Origin of the sequence: Thioalkalivibrio sp. HK1, from assembly GCA_000583135.1 — a bacterium.
Lineage (GTDB): Bacteria > Pseudomonadota > Gammaproteobacteria > HK1 > HK1 > HK1.
In genome coordinates this window covers 1-19,606 of record JFBG01000052.1, presented here as the reverse complement: position 1 = coordinate 19,606, position 19,606 = coordinate 1, and the positions used below count along the sequence as shown (strand labels likewise).

Here is a 19,606-nt window from a genome sequence, read left to right as displayed (position 1 = left end):
ATGAAAAGAGGATGAAAAGAGGATGAAACATGACCGGTAAATCATCGACTTCTTTTCATTTGGCGATGCTGGCCGCGATCATCGCCGCGCCCTTCGCCTTTCCCGACTATCAGACCCAACTGGCGACCCTGTGGCTGTTCATCATCGTTGCCATGACTTGGGATATGACCGGCGGGCAGATGGGCTACAACTCCTTGGGCAATATCTTCTTTTACGGCACGGGGATGTATGTGGCGGCGGTGATCACCATCGGGCTGGTCTACGATGTGCGCGAATACAACGATGCCTCCGGGGGCGGGATCTTCGCCTTTACCACCGCGCAATACTTCACCGGTTTCGGGCTCTCAATGATCGGGGCCGGTCTTTTCTGTGCGTTTTGCGCCTATGTCATCGGATATCTGACCTTCGGCTTGCGCGGACCTTATTTCGCGATCGGCACATTGGGGGTCGCCATCGCCGCCGGTGAACTCGTTTCCAACTGGGAGTGGGTCGGCGGGGGGCAGGGCATCTCGATGCCGAATTACCCGGGCGAGCAGGAGCGATTGTTCATCTATTTCTCCTTCGCCGCCGTCGGCGTGGTGCTCTATCTATTTCTCCGTTGGCTCTATGCGACACGTTTCACCGCGGCGATCAACGCGATTCGAGACGACGAGGAAAAGGCCGAGGCCATGGGCATCCATACCCTGCGCTATAAGTTGGCGGCATGGGTCATGTCGGCCTTTTTCATCGGCATCGCCGGTGGCATCTCGGCCTTTCAGTTGCTCCATTTCGAGCCCTTGGAAACCGCCTACCAGACCATCAACCTCGGGATCTTCATGGTGGTTTGCGTGCTCTTGGGCGGCAAAGGGACACTTTGGGGGCCGATCATCGGGGCCATCATGTTCCATGTCTTCAAAGAGGTGACATGGAATTATTTCCTCGGCTGGCAGTGGGTGGCATTGGGGGCCTTGATCGTCGTGACCGTCGTTTATTTCCAGGACGGTCTGATGGGCTGGCTGACGACCAAGCGACCCGAATGGTTCGGCATTCGGGTCGAAAACAAGAATATCGCATCGGATTCGGGTCGATGAGCGCGATCATCGATATCTCGGGCGTCTCCAAATCCTTCGGTGGCGTCAAGGCCAATACCGATATCTCCATGCAGGTGAGCAAGGGCCGGATCACCGGCTTGATCGGACCCAATGGATCCGGCAAGACGACCTTGTTCAATTCCATCGTGGGATATCACCCCATCGACGAGGGTTCGATCAAGTTCGAGGGAAAGGAAATTTCCAGGCTCAAAGTGCCGGAGATCGCGCGCTTGGGGTTGCTGAGGACCTTTCAGCAAACCCGCATTTACGGGGCGATGAACTGTGTCGAGAATATGCTGATCTCGATGCCGCATCGCAAGATGACTTTTTTCGATGCCTTTTCCAAGAACGCTGCCGAGCAGATCGAGCGGGCCGAGGGGCTGCTCGATTTCGTGGGGCTTTACGAGAAGCGCTACTTAAGGGGGGGCTCCCTCTCCTTCGGGCAGCAAAAACTCTTGGAGTTCGCCATGGCGTTGATGAACGAGCCGACGGTGCTGTTGCTCGACGAGCCGACGGCGGGCATCAATCCGACGCTGATCAACGGTCTCATCGATCGATTGAAGCGAGCCAATTCGGAGATGGGCATCACCCTTTTCGTCATCGAGCACAACATGCGGGTGATCATGAATATGGCGGAGCATATCTACTGCCTCGCTCACGGACAGATGCTGGCCGATGGCAATCCCGAGGCGATCAAGAACGATCAGCGGGTCATCGATGCCTATTTGGGAGCCCACTAGGGGATCGGCGGCGATGCCGATGGCCCCCGATAATCCGAGATGGACTTTCAAGATCGATCTTCAAAGATAACCCTTCGAGATAAACCCGATGCCCCGAGATAAAAATATCGGCTACGGCGGCGGCAGCGTCGATACCGTCATCTCCGTCGATGACGTGACGCGTCAGGTCGCGGCCATCGCCGAGGAGATCACGGTCTCGAAGATCGAGGATCTGGCAGGGGGGCCGGCCTTCGTTTCCATCGAGGGGCTAAGGGCGGGCTATGGCAAGATGGAGATCTTGCACGGCATCGACCTGCGGGTCGCCAAGGGGCAGTCGCTGTGCTTGATCGGTCCCAACGGTGCGGGCAAGTCCACGATCTTGCATTCGATCTTCGGATTCACCAATATCTTCGAAGGGAAGATCTTCGTGGGCGACGATCGCAGCGATGTGACCAAACTCACCCCGAGCGAGAAACTGGCGAATGCCGGGATCGCCTATATCTTGCAGGATAAGTCGGTCTTTCCGGGCATGACGGTCGAGGAAAATCTTTGGATGGGCGGATTTTTGAAGGATCGGCCGCAGCAGGCCAGACAGTCCGCGGAGATGGTCTTCGATAAATATCCGAGGCTGGCGGCCCGCCGCAAGCACAAAGCGAAGGTTCTATCGGGCGGCGAGCGGCGCCTGCTCGAAATATCGCGCGCTTTGGTGATGAATCCGGAGGTGTTGTTGGTGGACGAACCGTCGATCGGTTTGGAGCCGCGGTTCATCGATATGGTATTCGAGATCCTCGACGATCTGCAACGCCGCGACGGCAAGACGATCATCATGGTGGAGCAAAATGCCAAGAAGGGTCTGGAATTCGCGGATATCGGCTATGTATTGGTATCGGGCGAGATCGCGATCGCGGGCAAAGGCGACGATCTTCTGGCCAACCCCAAGGTCGGGCAGCTATTTCTCGGCGGGTGAATGCCCCGGGATTCAAATCCTTACGAATCCCTTGTCGAGATGACCGATGATCGAGCGGGTAGATTGTCGAGCGGGTATCGGGGCCATCCATCGATCCTGGCGAGGCGGATCGAACCCAAGCGAATCGACGAGGATAACGGTCAACGCGGATATTGATCGCGCGGCGATTGCGGTGAGGGATCGACCCTTGCGAGGGTCGATCGCCAAGAGGGGGTGTGGCTATTCGTTGCAGGGGGGATTGCTGTTATCGAGCAGGTCCTTTTCCTCCGCCAAACGAACGTTTTCGTCATCGTTTCGGTGCACGAAGATATGGGTCGCACCCCGCCTGCGAATGCAGGAGTTCTTGTGATGGTCCTCGAATCGTTCCGAGAGATTCCCCGATTGCCCGATATAGATCGGTGAAAATTCCCCCGATGGATAGGTCTTTTTGGCGAAGATGTAATTCCCGGGGACGTTGTCGAAGGTCTTCCCGATACGATGATCGTTGACGGAGTGGACGGAGTACAGATATTCTTGACCTGAGGCTCCGAGCCATTTTTCCTCGTAGGGTTTGGACATCGTCGATTACCTCGTCCTCGTCATTGATTCTTTGTCGCATCGATATCTCGAAGGTGCCTTTGCCGTTCATGCCCCAAAAACGCATGCCAGAACGCCTATCGATGCCAAGACTCGATCGAATCGATGGTAGCATGAAACGATCGAAGGCAGACGGTGTATGAGGCGATATTCGGGCTCGAAGACTGTTCGGGCTCGAAGACCGGGGCTCGCCGCTTTCGGTATCGAGCGTCGAGCAGGTGAAGGATCCTCGAGGCCGGGGCATTGTCCCGAGATCGCTTCGAGACAGGGTTTTGGCTAAGGATCGACCGACATTGTCCGACGATGCGAAAAAGGCCAAGGCGGGAAGGGCGATCCCGGCGGGGGTCCTTAAGTCACCTATCACATTCATTTCGCCCTCATCAATCGGTGGACACATTCCCTCTTCACGGGTATCATCCACCACCGGGATGATCGATTATGAAATTTTGGCCGGCCTTCGATCTTCGTGCAAACGAGATCATGGCGTTCCGTGCTATGATCCAATGTTGATGGGCAATCGAAAGGCCGCCCCGGGGGTGCGCACTTGATAGGGTGCGTCGTAGGTGCGGGCCCTGCGGTGCCGAACCGTGGATATTCGGATCATCACATCAGGAATCGACAGGCGTCGGATCACACAAGCGTATTCCAAGGAGCGCAACATGCCTATCCTCAAACCATCTCCCGCGGCTCTTTACGGATCCGGCCTCTTTCGTGCCGGCGGGGCGCGATCTTTGATGCGCGTGGCATCTCTTGTCGTGCTGACGGTGGCGGCTCTGGTCGTATCGATTGTCGGTATCCGACCGGCGTTTGCGCAGACGGATTCGCTGACCGGTAACGGGGCGGCCGCCTTGCGTGCCTGCATCGGTGGAGACAATGTCTCCTTCACGCAGAAGATAGACGGCCGCCTGATTTACGCTCGCGAAATATTCGGTTCGGGATCGGGGACTCAAGCCCTGCAAGCCGACGGCGGACCGATCAAGTACACCTTGGGCTACTACCCGAGAAACGATGAACACTATATCGCCCAGGGAGAGGTGGCCAATATCACGCTATCGGTCGGCGGCGGGGCTCGTTTCCATGATCCCATCACCGCCGGCGATGTGCGCACCTATATGGAAGATGGCACGGAAATCAGCGATGCCACGAATGTCAGGAAGCTGACGGGCGGCAATGTCGGCGATGATCGCGTCACCTTCGAATTCGCATTCAACGGGAAAGATTTGGTCGAAAAGATCAAGGCGAGAAGTACCATCGTCTTCTCGATCCCGCCCTTGGCGGTGACGGATTTCGATCCCTCGAGGTCGGTGACGATCACCTCCGCCATTCGATCGGTAGCGACCTCCGGCGAAAACTACTTTCCCGCAGGCCCCGCCGGTAGGTGTTTGAGCGATGCCGCCAACGACGGCTCCTGTGTCTATGCAAGGACGGTTCCCTATGTCCAGCATCTGGTCTTGGGTCCTCGGTCAGCGGTCAGTAGATATCCCTTGCCGATGCCTCCCAGCAGCTCCGACCGATCGCATTACCTCATCGGCGCGCAGCAAAATACGAGGGTTGCAATCCGCATCGGCGGGGCGGGATTCGCTGACGGCGAGAAAGACAAAGTAAATAGCGAGAGCAAACTTGCGACCGTCCAGTCGCTTTATATCCCCTCCGGGGTCGCAGGTCTTAGCGAGAACACCACCAAAGATGCCATGCTGCTGGGGCAGGTGAGGATCTTTGCCGGTTCCACCGAATCCCTGCGCAGCCAAACGGCCTGCGATCAGCTCAAATACGGAACCGATGATCTCGTTCGTCCGCTCAAGGCCGACGGTACCCCCTTTCAACCATCGGCAGACGATGTCATCGAACTCGCCGTCACTCCCGACATCGATCAAAACACGGGGCACTATATCTATCGCCAGATTCGCATCGGGAACCGAGCGATTCAAGGAGCGTTTCGGGATATGTCCGAGGATGGCACCGTCAGGATCCGGATGACGGATCTGGCTCCCTTGGGCTTGAATAGCCAATACGGAAACGAGGAATGGGAGCTCTTCTTCGTTCCCGGCAGCGCCACTTTGGAGCATGGCGATAACTATACCTTCAGGGCCCGGGCTCTTTTCGACGGCGCCCCCCATGCCACGGTCAACTCCCAGCCTTCTAGCCGTAGCGTCGCCTTGGGGCTCGAAGGATTGATGCCCAATGCCGTGGCTTATGCCATTCCGCCCCCGAGCTCGCCCGATGAGGCTTTTGTCCGCATTCGCTGCGAGAATCGCGACGCCGCTTGCGATGTCTTCCTTGACTGCTCGAATCAGGTCGGGGATAGCTGGTTCGCGCGCATGGAAGGGACGGTGCCCAGCGGAGGAACGACCGTGCTGACCAGAGCGGGCATTGCCGCCGTGCTTTCATCCCAGGGTTTCGATGCCGATACCCACTGGGGTGGAGCGGCCAACGGCCGGTTGGCCTGTGAGATCCTTTCGACCGACGAAGGGATGTTGTCCTCCCAAGTGCTGGTTCGATCCGGGAGCAGCGGTCCTTTGACCAATAACACCCACGTCAACAGCAGCTCGCCCCAGCGTCCTTGATCCCGATAGAGGGGTAAAAGGATAGGGCTTGCAGCGATTGATTGGGGAGCGATGGTCATAACAGCGATGATCAATCGATCCCTCGAGTGTCAAGGGTAGAAAGTAAAAGCCCCGATTCCATGACGGAATCGGGGCTTTTTTTGCAAGAGTATCGGCTGCCGCTTTTTCCCCCTACCCGTCGATATTACCCGCCGGATATGCTCCCCGCCGATACTTCGCTGCCGATACCCCGCTCTTTCGTTTTTTCTCCCCGATAAGGACGGATTTCAAGCGATGTCCGATCGATCCCATCCCCTTGCCGCCCTCGAGCGCTATCCCAGAATTCGTCTCGGTCATACCCCGACGCCTTTGGAGGCCGCGCCTCGATTGGGGGCGGCCTTGGGAATCGATCTTTGGATCAAGCGCGATGATTGCACCGGCCTTGCGCTCGGCGGTAACAAGGTGCGCCAACTCGAGTTCTACCTCGGCGAGGCGAAGGCGCAAAAAGCCGATACGATTCTGATCACCGGGGCGGTGCAATCCAACTTCGTTCGTTTGGCGGCCGCCGGCGCCCGCCGTTTGGGAATGAAGGCGCATCTCCAGTTGGAGGAGAGGGTCGCCAATCGCAGCGATCTCTATCGCCGTTCCGGAAATGTTCTTCTTGATCGCCTGCTAGGCGCCACCCTCCATCCCTTTCTTCTCCCCGATAGCGATGCTTCGGATGATGCCGGGGGTGGCTCCGATCTCGCCTTGATTGAAGAATCCGCGTCGATCGAGTCCGCCGCCGACGACAGTCTGGATCGATTGGCTCGTCGTTTGGAGGCGGAAGGCCACCGCCCTTATACCATCCACCTCGGGGTCGGCCACCCGCCTTTGGGCGGGCTCGGCTACGTTTGCGCCGCTTGTGAGATCGTCGACGAATCCCGAGAGCGGGGGTTATCCTTCGATCATTTGATCCTCGCCTCCGGTAGCGCCCTGACCCATAGCGGCATTTTGGTGGGGATGCGCGCCCTCGGCGAGCCGGTTTCGATCTCGGGTATCTGCGTGCGACGCAAGGCCGCCTTGCAAAGGCCTCGGGTGGAGGCACGCGCCGCCGAGGTCGCGAAGATGATCGACCGCCTCGATATCTTTTCCAAAGAGGATGTCGATGTTTGCGATGCGGTATTCGCCCCCGGCTACGGCGCCCTCAATCCTGCCGTTCGAGAGGCCATCGCCCTTGCCGCCCGCACCGAGGCCTTGCTCCTGGATCCGGTTTATACCGGCAAGGCGATGGCCGGTCTCATCGCCCGGGTGCGAAACGGTGATATCGCCCCGGGAAGTCGCGTGCTCTTCTTGCATACCGGGGGGTTGCCGGCGCTGTTCGCTTATGCCGATCGTTTGGTATCCGCGCACGGTGAGGGCGACGATGATGCCGATCCCCTCGAATCCCCTAACTCCAATCCCGACTCCTAAGTTCGAGGATAGGACCATCCGGCGATGCATCGCCGCTTCGCCGAGGGGATCTTTCAAGGACTTCAAATAAGGGATTTCAAGGTCCGCTCTATCTTGCCATTATTCGAAGTCCGGGCTTGGAGCGAGCGAGCCGATGGCGCATCCGACCAAGGACGCCATGTCAAAGAAAAAGCCAAAGCAGCAGGCCGCCCAGAGCCAAGCGATAGATCACGAAGCAGGTGAAACCGCTTCGATCGAGCAGCCGCATGAATAGGTGGATGCAGACGAGGGCGCTAAGGGCCGCGATCCCCGTCCCCGCCATGATGTCGATCCACGGGATCGCCTCGGGGTCGGTGGCGACCTCGATGGCTTTGTGTCCCCCGGCCATCAGGATCGTCGGCACCGAGAGCAGCAGGGAAAAGCGCGCCGCCGTTTTCGGGCTCAGCCCGAGGAAGAGCGCGGCGGTGATCACGATCCCGGCGCGAGAGGTGCCGGGGATCAGCGCAAGGGTTTGGGCGCATCCGATCAGAAGCGCGATACGAAGATCGATCGATCCCAAGTCTCGATCCCCCTTCCCGTAGCGCTCCGCTACCAATAGCAACAGCCCGAAGGCGATGGTGGCCAGCGCGATCACGATCGGATCGCGCAGGGCGTCCGCGATGAGGATATCCACTCCGAGCCCGGCGATCCCGACCGGAATGCAGGCGATGATCAGCAGCCACCAAGCGGGCCATCTTCTTCGATCTTCGCCGACCTCGACCGGAGGCTGCATGCCTGCCATCGCTTTTGATTGTTGTCGGTCGAGGCGTTCCTTTTCGCCGGTCTCGGTCGATCCATTCCCCTGCGAGGGGAAATCGTGCATGGATTTTGCGCGCAGCAAGGCCAGGAAATCGTGGCGGCAGAAGATCAGCACCGCGATCAGGCTTCCGACATGCACCGCGACATCGAAGGCGAGCCCCTGATCCGGCCAACCGGTCAGCTTCGGCACGAGGATCAAGTGCGCCGAGCTCGAAATCGGCAGGAATTCGCTCAAGCCTTGGACCACGGCGAGCACGAGGATTTGCGACCAATCCATCGAAGGAGTCGTTGTCGATGACCGAGCCGAAGGGCGGATGCGCCGATCCGAGCCCGGCTATCGGCCGTCGCTCGTCGTTACCGACTGCGGATCCAGCCGCAAGCGCGGCCGATGGTCGCGGCGAGAAAAGCCGATCAAGGGCTCGCTCAATCCGCGCGCAAGCCCCATCACCTTGAAGGCCTCGCCCATCTCCCCGGGTAGGGTGATGCGTTTGACGCTATCGACAATCCGGGCGAATTCCAAGGATCCGGGCCGGATATTCTCGAGCGGATCCTCGATCAGATCGAGCAATCCGCAGGCGATGAGAAAATCCCCTTGGGTCGTGAATCCGGCGATATCCATCTCGGAGGCCGCCGCCAGTGCGCTGAAATCGACATGGGCGCTGATATCCTGCAAGCCGGCCAGGGCGAGGGGATCGTCATGGCGACGATGGCGGAAATGACAGCGCAACGTTCCCTCGCACCGGTCGGGGTGATAGAACTCGTGCCGCGGATAGCCGTAGTCGACAATCAACAACAAGCCCCGTTCGATCCTCGCCGCAACGCTCGCCACCCATGCTTCGCGGGCCGGACCGATCTCCGATCGATAGCCGGGGGCGAAAGGGGTTCCAAGTTCGCTCTCGATCCCTCGTATCGCCCGTTCGGTCGAGGCGCCGGCCCGGGCCTTGATCCAGACCGGCTCGTCCTCGCCCCAGCCCACCCGATATTCGAAGATCCCCTCCTTTTGCACCTCGAAACGCTCCACCGGAAGAGCGTCCACGACTTCGTTGGCGATGACGACTCCGGCAAAGCCCGGCGGCGGCAGGCGATCGATCCAGTCGATGATGACTCGATCGTGCCTCGGCGCCTTCCTGTCGGACTCGAAGGCTTGCGGGATACGATCGAAGATGGTCTTTCGCTGACGACGAGCGAGCGCGGCGGCGGGTTCGAGGATTCGATAACGCAAGGGGATTTCGGGGTGCAAGGAGGCGATGATATCCGCCGCCATCGCCCCCGTGCCGGCCCCGAATTCCAGCACATCGCAAGCCCCGAGCCCGTCGAGGGCTTGCTTGATCTGGATAGCGAGGGTGCGGGAGAAAAGGGGGGTGATCTCCGGGGCGGTGATGAAATCCCCCTCGTGGCCGAAGGTATGCCAGTCGGCGCGGTAATAGCCCAGCCCCGGGGCGTGCAGCGCCAGATCCATGTAGCGAGAAAAGGGGATGCTCCCCCCGGCATCGGCAATTTCCCGGTGTAGCTTGGCGTGCATTCGAGCAAGGTGCCGTGATTGCTCGAAGTCAAGGCAAGGGTCTAAGCCTGCGCCGATATCGCTCTTCCTTTCGCCCGTGTTTTTTTGGAGATCGCCCGTATCATCAGGCATGCGAGGCCTCTTGCCAGGCTTCTTCGCGACCCGAGGCGCCGCCGTTTTATCGTGATTGGCCATGTCGAGGAATCGTTCAATCGGGGTGTCTTCTATCGATGCCGCGTAGTATGAGATGCCGTTTTTTCGCAGGCTTCGATTCGCAGGATTCGACTCATGGGCTTGGGCTTAAGGAATTTGGCTCTTGGGCGATCCATCTTCGGATCCATGACGAGGTGAATATTCATATCATCGGCGAGGTGCGATCAAAGGAGGAGTGTCGATGACGGCACCGGAGAAAAGGAATGGATCGGGCGAGATGCAAAGAGCCGATGAATCATCCGACCCATCGGCGGCAAGCCCGCGATCGGAAGCCTCGGCAAGGGTGGCCCTCATCACCGGGGCGGGGAAGCGAGTCGGAGCGGCCATCGCCCGACACCTGCATCATCGGGGGCTGAGCGTTGCGGTGCATTACCGTCGATCGGCGGACAGCGCTAACGCCCTCGTTCGCGATCTCGATGACGTGCGCCCGGGCTCGGCCGCCGCCTTCGAAGGCGATCTCGTGGAGCCTTCGATACCGGCCCGCATCGTCGACAAGACCGTCGAGCGTTTCGGCGCCCTCGATCTGTTGATCAACAACGCCTCGGCTTTTTATCCCACTCCGGTCGGGGGCGCCGATGAAGATCAATGGAACGAGCTGATGGGTACCAACCTCAAAGCGCCGTATTTTCTGACGCAGGCCGCCGCCCCCTTTCTTGCCGCACGCCAAGGATCCATCGTCAATCTCGTCGATATTCATGGACGAGCCCCTATTCCCGATCATTCGATCTACTGCGCGGCCAAGGCCGGGCTGATCATGTTGACCCGGGCGTTGGCTTTGGATCTCGGCCCTTCGGTGCGGGTCAACGCCGTCGCTCCGGGCATCGTGCTTTGGCCACAGACCGAGACCCCGCAAGCCCAAGCGCAAGAAGAGGAAGCCGCCGAGCAGCGTCGCCGGATCTTGGAGTCCGTGCCCTTGCGCCGCCAAGGAACGGTCTTGGAGGTGGCGATGGCGGTGGCATGGCTCGCCCTCGATGCCCCTTATACCACCGGCCAAATCATCGCCGTGGATGGTGGACGGGGGATCGGGGGCGCTCCTTGTTGAGGGCTACCCGCTTGTCGGGCTCGGTCTTTGCGGATCGTCGGAGCGAATCGGGCGATCCCGCTCGATCACATCGCAGTGGATGCCGAAACCCTTGCCCTTTGAGCGATCTCGAAGCCACAGTTCCAAGGTGCGGGTGATGGAGGGAAAGGCGATTTCTTGCCAAGGGATATCATCGGGTGAAAAGAGCTTGGTCTCCAGGCTCTCTTGTCCCGGCGAAAACACCCCGTCGACGATGCGGCCTCGGAACATCACATAGACCTGATTGATCCGAGGGATGCTCAGATAGGCGAACAGGGCATCGATCTCCACTCGGGCGCAGGCCTCTTCCCAAGTCTCTCGGGCGGCTCCGGCTTCGCTGGATTCGCCGTTTTCCATGAATCCCGCAGGCAGGGTCCAAAGTCCGGCTCGGGGTTCGATCGCCCGGCGACAAAGGAGAATCCTTCCTTCCCATTCGGCGATGCAGCCGACCACGATTTTGGGATTGCGGTAGTGAATCGTTCCGCAGGTATCGCAGACATGGCGCAGGCGCTCGTCCCCCGGCGGGATGCGCAACACCACCGGAGCGGCGCATCGGGAGCAAAAATTCACGAGCGATATCTCCTTGCGGGATCGAATGGGTATCGAGTAAGGGGGATCAAGAGGCTATCCGTTTCGGGGGCGAGGATTCGAAGGGGAGATCTTTTGACTCGTGATAGGGGCGTTCGGGGGCGCAGGCGTTGGTGGCCGAGCGGCGTTCGAGTCGACGCATGAGGGCGGATCCTCGCTTTTCGCATTCCCGCCACAGATCGTCGAAGGTGCGCCGGATGACCGGATGGCGTCCATCGGGGGCGATTTCCGCCAAGGGAGCCAAGACGAAAGGGTATTCGAGGATATCGGGGTGCGGTAGTTCGAATCCATCGGCGCCTTGCTGCACATGATCCCCGAGCAGCAGCAGATCGATATCGACGGTGCGAGAACGAAGGCCTGTTTGCGATGGATCCCGCTTGCGCCCGCATCGCCGCTCGATGGTGCGCAGGGACTCGATGAGCGCTTTCGCCTCCAGATCGCATCGAAAAACGGCGACGAGGTTGTGGAAGGCCGGACCGTCGAAGCCGATGGCCGGGGATTCGTAGATCCCGGAGGCTCGTACCTCTCCGAAAGACGCTTGCAGTTCAAAAATCGCTCGGGGTACATTGTATTCGGGTCGGATATTGCTGCCGATACCGACGAAGGCTTGGTTCACGGCTCAGTCCTTCTTGCGTTCGATGATGATGCCGACCCCTTTGGCTCCCCGAAGCGCCGCCACCTTGTTGATCTGCACCCTCACCCACGGCACGGAGAATTCTTGCAAGATCAACTCCGCGATGCGCTCGGCGAGCGTCTCCACCAGCAAGAAGGTCGAACGGCGCACGAATTCCTGCACGCGTTTGGAGACGGCACGATAGTCGAGGGTATCGGCGAGCGCCTCGCTGGCCGCCGCCCGAGCGATATCCGCACCCATCCAGAGATCGATGATCACTGTTTGCCGCATGCGACGCTCCCAACGATGGAGGCCGATGACGGTATCGATCTTGATTTCCTTGATGAAGATGGTATCCACGCCGCACCTTGAGATGGGCTTTCGAAATCCCAATCCTTTTTCGCTATCGAATCGTCGTCGGTACCTTGGGCGCCCCGAGGATCAAGAGCGAAAATCAAGGGCGAAGGGAGTCCGGTCAAGGGGCCAAGGGGTTGCCGCCGCGGGGGATCGAGTCGAGTCCAATCCGATCGAGTCGATGAATGGGGTACTGAAACAACTACTCAAACAACTACTCAAACAACTACTCAAACAACGGATTGCCATGGCCGAATCGCGGTCGAATCGCTTGAACCGCTCCTTGCGATCAAGGCGAAGTATAGCCGCAACGCTCGTGGACCAAGGCGCGCCATCGAACGGGGCGGGGCTCTTGGATTTCGCTTCGATCATGCGATCCGGCAGGGGCGTGATGCCCTCCTTAGAGCCGATGCTCCCGATGATCGGATATCGTTGTCGGATGGGTCAACGACCCGTTCGTAATGACGGATCATCGCTTTTTCGGGCACGGATTTTCGATGATCGACGATTGATCGACGATCGAGGTGATCGATGAATTTCTTTTTGAACGAGGAAGTCGAGAGGATCGTCGATGCCCTATCGACCCCGGGGGTCGATCTTCTCGCCGGGGTTACGGTTCTTCTCGTGGCCTATCTTGTCGGATCGATCGCCTCGGCGCTCGTGGTCTATCGAATCCTCGGCTTGCCCGATCCGCGCGAACGAGGATCCAAAAACCCGGGGGCGACCAATATGCTTCGTATCGGGGGCAAGAAGGCGGCGGCGTTGACCTTGGGCGGGGATATGCTCAAAGGAACGGCGTCGGTATCGCTGGCTCATCTGCTGGTACCCGAAGTGGCGGTGCTTGCATTGCTGGCCGCCTTTTTGGGCCATCTCTATCCGATCTGGTTCGGCTTTCGAGGAGGCAAGGGGATGGCGACCTGGCTCGGCGGACTCGTGGCCTTCGGCTGGCTGCCGGCACTCGTTGCGGGGGTGATATGGTCGGCGACCGCGGGCTTGACTCGCTATTCATCCTTGGCGTCGATGATGACCGTGGTCGGGGTCTTCATCGCCTCTTTTTGGGTGCGGATCGGAAGCGAGAGCACCATCGTCCTCGATCGCTTCGCCCTCGGGCTGATCGCGATCTTGGTCCTATGGCGGCATCGGGGCAATATCCGGCGTCTTATCGACGGCAGCGAGAGCCGGATCGGCCGCCGGGCATGAGCGAGCGCCTCGGGCTTTCAAGGATCATCGAGCGTTGATTGCAAAGATCCTCTCGTTGCCGCCGGCGAGATGGATCCTCTCGATGTCCTGGAAGCAAGATTTCAAGGGGGAGTCAGATCCTCGAGCCTCCAACGCACTTTGATCCCGAAAGCATTCGGATCGTCGATATCGGGCTCGGTTTTGGAATTCGGCGAAAAGCGACGACTCCCGGCATAAGCGATCATCGCCCCGTTGTCGGTGCAAAATTCGATGCGAGGGCAGTGCAGGTCCGCTTTTTCTTCTTGCACCATCTCCTCGAGGGAAGCGCGTAGACGAAGATTCGCCCCGACCCCGCCGGAGACGATCAGATTCGAAAGTCCGCTTTCTCGCAGCGCGCGTCGACATTTGATCACCATCGTATCGACCACGGCATCCTCGAAGGCTCGGGCGACATCGGCGCGTAGCCCCTCGTCCGAACCCCCCTTGGCATTCGAGCGCTTTTCCTTGCGCAGGGTATCGAGGGCGCAGGTCTTGAGTCCGCTGAAACTGAAGTCCAGTCCGGGGCGATCCGTCATCGGCCTAGGAAAACGAAATCGATGCGGATCCCCTTCTTGCGCCAGTTTCGCAAGCGCAGGCCCCCCGGGATAGGAAAGACCGAGCAGGGTGGCCACCTTGTCGAAAGCCTCTCCGGCGGCATCGTCCAGCGATTCCCCCAAGAGGCGATATTCACCGACCCCTTTGGCTTCGACCAGTTGAGTGTGCCCCCCCGAAACCAGCAGGGCGAGAAAGGGAAAGCGCGGCGCTTTTCGCTCCAGCATCGGGGCCAGCAGGTGCCCCTCCAAATGATGGATGCCCAAAGCCGGCACCTGCCAAGCAAAAGCCAGACTCCTTGCAAAGCAGGCCCCCACCAACAATGCCCCGGCCAGCCCCGGCCCGGCGGTATAGGCGATGGCATCGATCCCGGGATTGGCGCCGTATCCCGTATCGTCGCTTTTCGGTGCATCGCCATTTGATTGGCCATTTGATTGGCCATTTGCTTGGCCCTTCGCTTGATGCAGGGCGTTTCGCACCAAGGGCAGCAGCCGCCTTATATGATCCCTCGAGGCGATTTCCGGCACCACGCCCCCGTAGGCGTTATGGATAGCCGCCTGCGAGTGCAAGGCATGGGCGATCAGCCCGCGCTCGCTATCGTAGATGGCGACGCCGGTTTCATCGCAGGAGGTCTCGATTCCCAGGATACGCATCGTCATATTCTTTCGAGGGGTTTTTCGGGGCGGATCGGATCGATGTTTTTATCGTCAGACGGTTTCGGATCCGGCCGCTTCGGGGGTCGTGCAAGAAGCCGATCAAGGACGATGATGAAGTATAATCCCCCCGATCGATTCCTATCCTTCGCTCATTGTGCCCGAATCGGTTCGAGGGACTATCCCTCGGGCCTTGCGTTTCGGCATGAGCCGATTCGGGAGCGGGGGGTTCGGTTGTCTTTTTCGCGGATATCACAACTTTTAGAGGATGATGGTGAAATGCCCCAAGTTCGTATCAAGGAGAATGAACCCTTCGATGTCGCTTTGCGTCGCTTCAAACGTGCCTGCGAGAAGGCCGGAGTGCTGACCGAAGTGCGGCGGCGGGAGTATTACGAAAAACCCACTTCGATCCGTAAACGCAAGGCCGCAGCCGCGGTCAAGCGGCATCAGAAAAAGATTCAGCGCGAGCAGCTGCGTCGCGTGCGGCTTTATTGAGCCCTTTGCGATTGGATAAGCGGGATCCGGCGGCCGGCGGCGTTTGGATCCTTGGATTCGGCATCCTTTCGGCGATTCTTTCGATAGATCATCGCCCCGATTCAAAGATCGATGGATGCCAAGCGCTTGATCTCGGCGAGGGTTGAAACGGCAAGATTCACAAGGCGAGATCGGTGAAGCGGTGTTGGATTTTTTCGGACGGTCGGTGGCATGAGCCAAACCCTCAAAGAACGTATCGACAACGATGTCAAGGATGCGATGCGCGCTCGCGATCGAGAGCGCCTTTCGGTCTTGCGTTTGGTCGGGGCCGCGATCAAGCAGCGCGAAGTGGATGAGCGTATCGATCTCGACGATGTCGCCACCATCGAGGTCCTCGATCGGATGCTCAAACAGCGTCGCGACTCCATTCGCCAGTACGAGGATGCCGGGCGCGAGGATTTGGCCGCGACCGAGCGCAAGGAAGTCGAGATCATCGGTGGTTATCTGCCCGCCCCCCTCGACGAGGCGGAGATCGACGCTCTCATCGCCGAGGCCATCGAACGATCGGGGGCGACCGATTTGAAGCGGATGGGCGAGGTGATGGCTCTTCTCAAGCCGCAGGTCAGTGGCCGCGCCGAGATGTCCAAGGTGAGCATGAAGGTCAAGGATCGCCTTCGCGCTTGAAAAAAGCCGTCTTTGCAAGGGCAGCGCCCAAGCCTCGGTCGAGCGGGTGAGAGCGGCTCGAACCAAAGGGGGCCTCGGCGCGGATTCGAAATATCGCTTGCTTCGGGGAGGGCTGTGGATTGGCCGGACGAATCCCCCGATCCTTTGTCGACGACATTCTGGCGCGAACCGATATCGCCGAGATCATCGGTCACTACATTCGTCTTGTGCCTTCCGGAAAAGAATTCAAATCCCTGTGCCCCTTCCATTCCGAGAAGACCCCCTCCTTCACCGTCGTCCCCGATAAGCAGTTCTATCACTGCTTCGGCTGCGGAAAGAGCGGGAGCGCCATCGGTTTTTTGATGGATTACGCCAACATGGATTTCGTGGAGGCGGTGGAGGATCTCGCCCATCGTCTCGGGCTCAAGGTGCCGCATGAAGTCGATGATCGCCGCTTCGCCGCCGATGGCGATCACCGGGCGATCTTCGAGATGCTGGAACGGGCCAATCGTTTTTTTCGAAATGGATTGCGCGGTTCCGATGTCGCCAAGGAATATTTGAAGGGTCGGGGGCTCGGCGGAGAGGTCGCGCGGGAATTCCAGATCGGTTTTGCCCCTTCGGGATGGGAGGCTCTGCTTTCGGAACTGGGCAAGGAGGCATCCGAGCGCGATCTTTTGGTCGCCGCCGGTCTTGTGATCCGGCGCCAAGAGGATGGCCGGCTTTATGATCGCTTTCGCAATCGGATCACCTTTCCCATTCACGATACGAGAGGCCGGGTGGTAGGTTTCGGCGCCCGCATCATCGGCGTCGGCGAACCCAAATACCTCAACTCCCCGGAGACGAGGGTTTTCCACAAAGGACGCGAACTCTACGGTCTGTGGCGGCTGCGGCGTCCCGGGGTCGTGCGCCCGAAGCGCTTGTTGGTCGTCGAGGGCTATATGGATGTGGTGGGGCTCGCTCGTTCCGGCATCGACGGAGCGGTTGCCACCTTGGGAACATCGGCGACCCCGGATCATATCCGGAGCCTGTTTCGATTCGCAGGTGATATCGTCTTTTGCTTCGATGGCGACGAAGCCGGTCGAAGGGCGGCGTGGCGGGCGCTCGAGAACACCCTTCCGGCGATGCATGGGGAGGATCGTCAGGTCCGTTTTCTTTTCCTTCCCGAGGGCGAAGATCCCGACAGCCTTGCCCGCATTGAGGGGCGAGAGGCTTTCGAACGGCGCCTTCAAGACGATGCCATCGAGATGAGCCGCTTCCTCTTCGAACAAAAGGAGCGGGATCTTTCTTTGCGCAGTGCGGAGGGTCGCTCTCGTCTCGTCGCTCGGCTCTTGCCTCTTATCCGGCGCATTCCCTCGGGGGGCTATCGTCGTCAGCTGGAGATGGAGCTTGCGGATCTATCCAAGGACCGCACGGTGATTTCTTTCGACGAGTCCGTGGTCGAGGGCTATCGACCGCCCGGCCGCTCGGGATCGAAATTCTCGGATCGGGCCGCAGGCGGACCGAAGCGATCCGGGCCGAGCAAGACCCTGATGCGCCAGGCGGTACGGATCCTCGTCTACGACCCGCAGGTCGCATTGGATGTCGAGGACGAGGATTTGGAGCCGATCCGCGACGATGCCGCCGACCTTCGGGGGGCGGATATCCTGCTCGATCTGATCGAGAACATTCGCCGGCGGCCCGATATCAGCGCCGGTCGGCTGCGCGAGCGCTACCGCGGACATCGATGGGAGGGAGCGATCCTCGCCCTTTCGCGCGACCCCCCCGAGCTTTTCGGCAAGGGGGATATGAAGATCGAGTTCGAGGAATGCCTGCGTCGGCTGCGAGAGCAGGCGAAGCGGCGAAAGCGCCGCGCTCGACGAGAAGCCCTCTCATCGGGGTCTGTCCGGGGATCGAATATCGCCCAAGGCGATGAATCGCCGGCCTTGGATCGCAAAGCGTCTGCCGTCGACGACGAGACTTCGAGAGCGCTCTTGCAAGAAGGGAGCGATGGCCGGTGAATCACCGAAAAACGATGAAGAGTTCGATCTCGCTCGAATGCGCTTTCGATCTTCAAGCGACCCTGCCCAAAGGGCGAAAGGGCCAGCATCCAAAGACCCGGCCGCAAAAGCCACTGGATCGGGTCCGTGCGCCCTTGTTTGCGTGGATTGCTTCGCAGGCTCCTTATCGCGAAAAAAGGGTATCGAAAGTAGGGCATCGAGAATCTTTCGTGAAAAGAGAGGCTCCGCCGTTGAATCGAGCCCGATCGAGGGCAAGATTTACAATCGCCCGGTGATCGATCCACCCGATCGCCCATCCGAGCTTGAGCATAGGACGCTTTTCATTGCCGATATCCCGAAAAAAGGGTATCGGATCCGAGGAGGAATGATCCGATGAGCGAGAACGACAAGAACGATCAGCAGCAAGGCGTGGAACAGCAGGAAAAGGAATCTCGCTACAGCCGGCTCATCAGCAAGGGCGCGGAACAAGGGGGATATCTGACCTTCGATGAGGTCAATGACTATATCTCCGCCGGAGCCTCCGATCCCGAGCAGTTCGCGGGCATCGTCGAGACCTTGAACAATGTCGGGATCAGCGTGCTGGAAATGGTTCCCGATGCCGATGAGATTCGCCTCAAGGGTTCCGAAGTCCCGGGCGACGATATCGCGAATAAGGAGGCGGCGACGGAGATCGCCACCATCGACGCCGATATCGGTCGCACGACCGACCCGATTCGCATGTATATGCGATCGATGGGCGATACCCCGCTCCTCGATCGCAAGGGCGAGATCGAGATCGCCAAGCGTATCGAGCAGGGTCTGAAAGAGGAGTTGGAGGCCTTGGCCCTTTATCCCCCGACCATCGATTTCCTTTTGGAGGAATACGATCGGGTCAAGAAGGGCGATATCAAATTGACCGAAATCATCAGCGGCTTCATCGAGCCCGTCGTTCCGCCGGAGCAATCCGCAAAGCCGGGGGCGAAGGGGCAGGAGAAGGAAAAAGAAAAAGAGCCCGATCAGGGGCCGGATCATTCGGAAGCCGATCGTCGTTTCAAATTGATTAAAAGGTATCAAAGCGAATTCCACCGCAAATCGAAGGATGACGACTGGATGTGGCGTCCGGCGGCGTGGGAGGATGATCCGGGCGAGGAAAGGGTGAAAAAAGCCCATCCCCGAAAAGAAAAAACCTCCCTTGCGGGGTCGACGAAGAAGGTCACGAAAGGAGAAGTGAAATGAACGAATCTCCAATCCGGGAGTTATCCGAGGCCGAGTTGGCATCGGTCCGTCGGGCGTCGGCATCGGAAAAAAAAGCCGCACAAGCACCGGGATCGAAGGCCGATGATACCGCCGGCGATCCCATCGATTTCTTGGCCGATCTTTGCGTGGAAAAAGGCAAGATGCCTTCCGATCGTTTTTTCGATTCCTTCAAAGACAAGCAAGGTCAGGCCAGGGATGCTCGCCGGTGGTGGCGAGCCCAAGCCCGTAAGGAATATTCTTGGGGGGAGGTCTTGCTGGCCAATCGGGAAGAGGCGCAAGCCAGTTTGAAAAGACTCGATGAATTGCGGAAGCGGGGCGATGCCCCCGCTTTTGCAAGCGACGCTCCGAGTCTGTTCACCGAGCCTGCCAAGTCCGCCGAG

Annotated in this window: 19 protein-coding genes; 12 read left to right on the top strand and 7 right to left on the bottom strand. The window is 59.3% G+C overall.

The annotated features are described in order from the left end of the window. Positions 1 to 29: 29 nt before the first annotated feature. The 3 genes from BF99_RS0113235 to BF99_RS0113225 all read left to right on the top strand — a co-directional run bounded on the left by BF99_RS0113235 (position 30) and on the right by BF99_RS0113225 (position 2,756). The gene (locus tag BF99_RS0113235; protein WP_025771265.1) at positions 30 to 1,070 is read left to right on the top strand and encodes a branched-chain amino acid ABC transporter permease; all 1,041 of its coding nucleotides are present in this window, start codon (positions 30 to 32) and stop codon (positions 1,068 to 1,070) included. Next, on the top strand, positions 1,067 to 1,810 hold the full coding sequence (locus tag BF99_RS0113230) for an ABC transporter ATP-binding protein (protein ID WP_025771264.1): 744 nt from the start codon (positions 1,067 to 1,069) through the stop codon (positions 1,808 to 1,810). Before BF99_RS0113235 ends, BF99_RS0113230 begins: the two co-directional genes overlap by 4 nt. Before the next feature lie 88 nt (positions 1,811 to 1,898). Further along, entirely contained in the window at positions 1,899 to 2,756 is an 858-nt protein-coding gene (locus BF99_RS0113225; RefSeq protein WP_025771263.1) for an ABC transporter ATP-binding protein, read from the top strand. Positions 2,757 to 2,975: 219 nt separating this feature from the next. Here BF99_RS0113225 and BF99_RS0113215 read toward each other — a convergent pair whose 3' ends face one another. Next, the gene (locus tag BF99_RS0113215; RefSeq protein ID WP_025771260.1) at positions 2,976 to 3,314 is read right to left on the bottom strand and encodes a hypothetical protein; all 339 of its coding nucleotides are present in this window, start codon (positions 3,312 to 3,314) and stop codon (positions 2,976 to 2,978) included. 677 nt (positions 3,315 to 3,991) lie between these two features. On the opposite strand from BF99_RS0113215, the gene BF99_RS0113200 reads away from it, so the two are divergent. Next, on the top strand, positions 3,992 to 5,896 hold the full coding sequence (locus BF99_RS0113200; RefSeq protein WP_025771258.1) for a hypothetical protein: 1,905 nt from the start codon (positions 3,992 to 3,994) through the stop codon (positions 5,894 to 5,896). A gap of 273 nt (positions 5,897 to 6,169) precedes the next feature. Beyond that, positions 6,170 to 7,327 (top strand): D-cysteine desulfhydrase family protein, encoded by a 1,158-nt coding sequence (locus BF99_RS0113190; RefSeq protein WP_025771257.1) that lies wholly within the window; start codon positions 6,170 to 6,172, stop codon positions 7,325 to 7,327. 160 nt (positions 7,328 to 7,487) lie between these two features. Here BF99_RS0113190 and BF99_RS0113185 read toward each other — a convergent pair whose 3' ends face one another. Together BF99_RS0113185 and BF99_RS20950 are read right to left on the bottom strand one after the other, a co-directional pair. Then, positions 7,488 to 8,381: an undecaprenyl-diphosphate phosphatase gene (locus BF99_RS0113185; RefSeq protein WP_025771256.1), complete on the bottom strand. Its 894-nt coding sequence runs from the start codon at positions 8,379 to 8,381 to the stop codon at positions 7,488 to 7,490. Between the two features lie 57 nt (positions 8,382 to 8,438). Then, positions 8,439 to 9,626 (bottom strand): class I SAM-dependent methyltransferase, encoded by a 1,188-nt coding sequence (locus BF99_RS20950; protein WP_197019139.1) that lies wholly within the window; start codon positions 9,624 to 9,626, stop codon positions 8,439 to 8,441. 373 nt (positions 9,627 to 9,999) lie between these two features. Here BF99_RS20950 and BF99_RS0113170 point away from each other — a divergent pair, with 373 nt between their 5' ends. Next, complete coding sequence (locus tag BF99_RS0113170) at positions 10,000 to 10,860, top strand: pteridine reductase (RefSeq protein WP_025771254.1); 861 nt, start codon at positions 10,000 to 10,002, stop codon at positions 10,858 to 10,860. 3 nt (positions 10,861 to 10,863) lie between these two features. Here the strand turns inward: BF99_RS0113170 and BF99_RS0113165 are convergent, their stop codons facing one another. From BF99_RS0113165 to folB, 3 genes are read right to left on the bottom strand one after another with little or no spacing between them, the layout of a single operon-like run. Beyond that, positions 10,864 to 11,448 carry an NUDIX hydrolase gene (locus BF99_RS0113165; RefSeq protein ID WP_025771253.1) on the bottom strand — a complete coding sequence of 195 codons (585 nt, stop codon included), beginning with the start codon at positions 11,446 to 11,448 and terminating at the stop codon, positions 10,864 to 10,866. A gap of 46 nt (positions 11,449 to 11,494) precedes the next feature. Continuing rightward, positions 11,495 to 12,082: a 2-amino-4-hydroxy-6-hydroxymethyldihydropteridine diphosphokinase gene (gene folK, locus BF99_RS0113160; protein WP_025771252.1), complete on the bottom strand. Its 588-nt coding sequence runs from the start codon at positions 12,080 to 12,082 to the stop codon at positions 11,495 to 11,497. A gap of 3 nt (positions 12,083 to 12,085) precedes the next feature. Then, positions 12,086 to 12,439: a dihydroneopterin aldolase gene (gene folB / locus BF99_RS0113155; RefSeq protein ID WP_025771250.1), complete on the bottom strand. Its 354-nt coding sequence runs from the start codon at positions 12,437 to 12,439 to the stop codon at positions 12,086 to 12,088. A gap of 525 nt (positions 12,440 to 12,964) precedes the next feature. Here folB and plsY point away from each other — a divergent pair. Then, the gene (gene plsY / locus BF99_RS0113145) at positions 12,965 to 13,633 is read left to right on the top strand and encodes a glycerol-3-phosphate 1-O-acyltransferase PlsY (RefSeq protein WP_025771248.1); all 669 of its coding nucleotides are present in this window, start codon (positions 12,965 to 12,967) and stop codon (positions 13,631 to 13,633) included. 101 nt (positions 13,634 to 13,734) lie between these two features. On the opposite strand, the gene tsaD is transcribed toward plsY, so the two are convergent. Further along, a complete protein-coding gene (gene tsaD / locus BF99_RS0113135; protein ID WP_025771246.1) occupies positions 13,735 to 14,856 on the bottom strand; it encodes a tRNA (adenosine(37)-N6)-threonylcarbamoyltransferase complex transferase subunit TsaD in 1,122 nt (373 codons plus the stop codon). Positions 14,857 to 15,135: 279 nt separating this feature from the next. On the opposite strand from tsaD, the gene rpsU reads away from it, so the two are divergent. The 5 genes from rpsU to BF99_RS20940 all read left to right on the top strand — a co-directional run. Next, a complete protein-coding gene (rpsU, locus tag BF99_RS0113130) occupies positions 15,136 to 15,351 on the top strand; it encodes a 30S ribosomal protein S21 (RefSeq protein WP_025771245.1) in 216 nt (71 codons plus the stop codon). 210 nt (positions 15,352 to 15,561) lie between these two features. Further along, the gene (locus BF99_RS0113120; RefSeq protein ID WP_025771244.1) at positions 15,562 to 16,014 is read left to right on the top strand and encodes a GatB/YqeY domain-containing protein; all 453 of its coding nucleotides are present in this window, start codon (positions 15,562 to 15,564) and stop codon (positions 16,012 to 16,014) included. 119 nt (positions 16,015 to 16,133) lie between these two features. Next, positions 16,134 to 17,990, top strand: a complete 1,857-nt coding sequence (gene dnaG / locus BF99_RS0113115) for a DNA primase (protein ID WP_025771242.1) — start codon at positions 16,134 to 16,136, stop codon at positions 17,988 to 17,990. Positions 17,991 to 18,362: 372 nt separating this feature from the next. Then, on the top strand, positions 18,363 to 19,205 hold the full coding sequence (locus BF99_RS20945; protein WP_025771240.1) for an RNA polymerase sigma factor region1.1 domain-containing protein: 843 nt from the start codon (positions 18,363 to 18,365) through the stop codon (positions 19,203 to 19,205). Next, a partial coding sequence (locus tag BF99_RS20940) for a hypothetical protein (RefSeq protein WP_038098348.1) occupies positions 19,202 to 19,606 on the top strand: 405 nt, incomplete at its 3' end. The genes BF99_RS20945 and BF99_RS20940, both read left to right, overlap by 4 nt.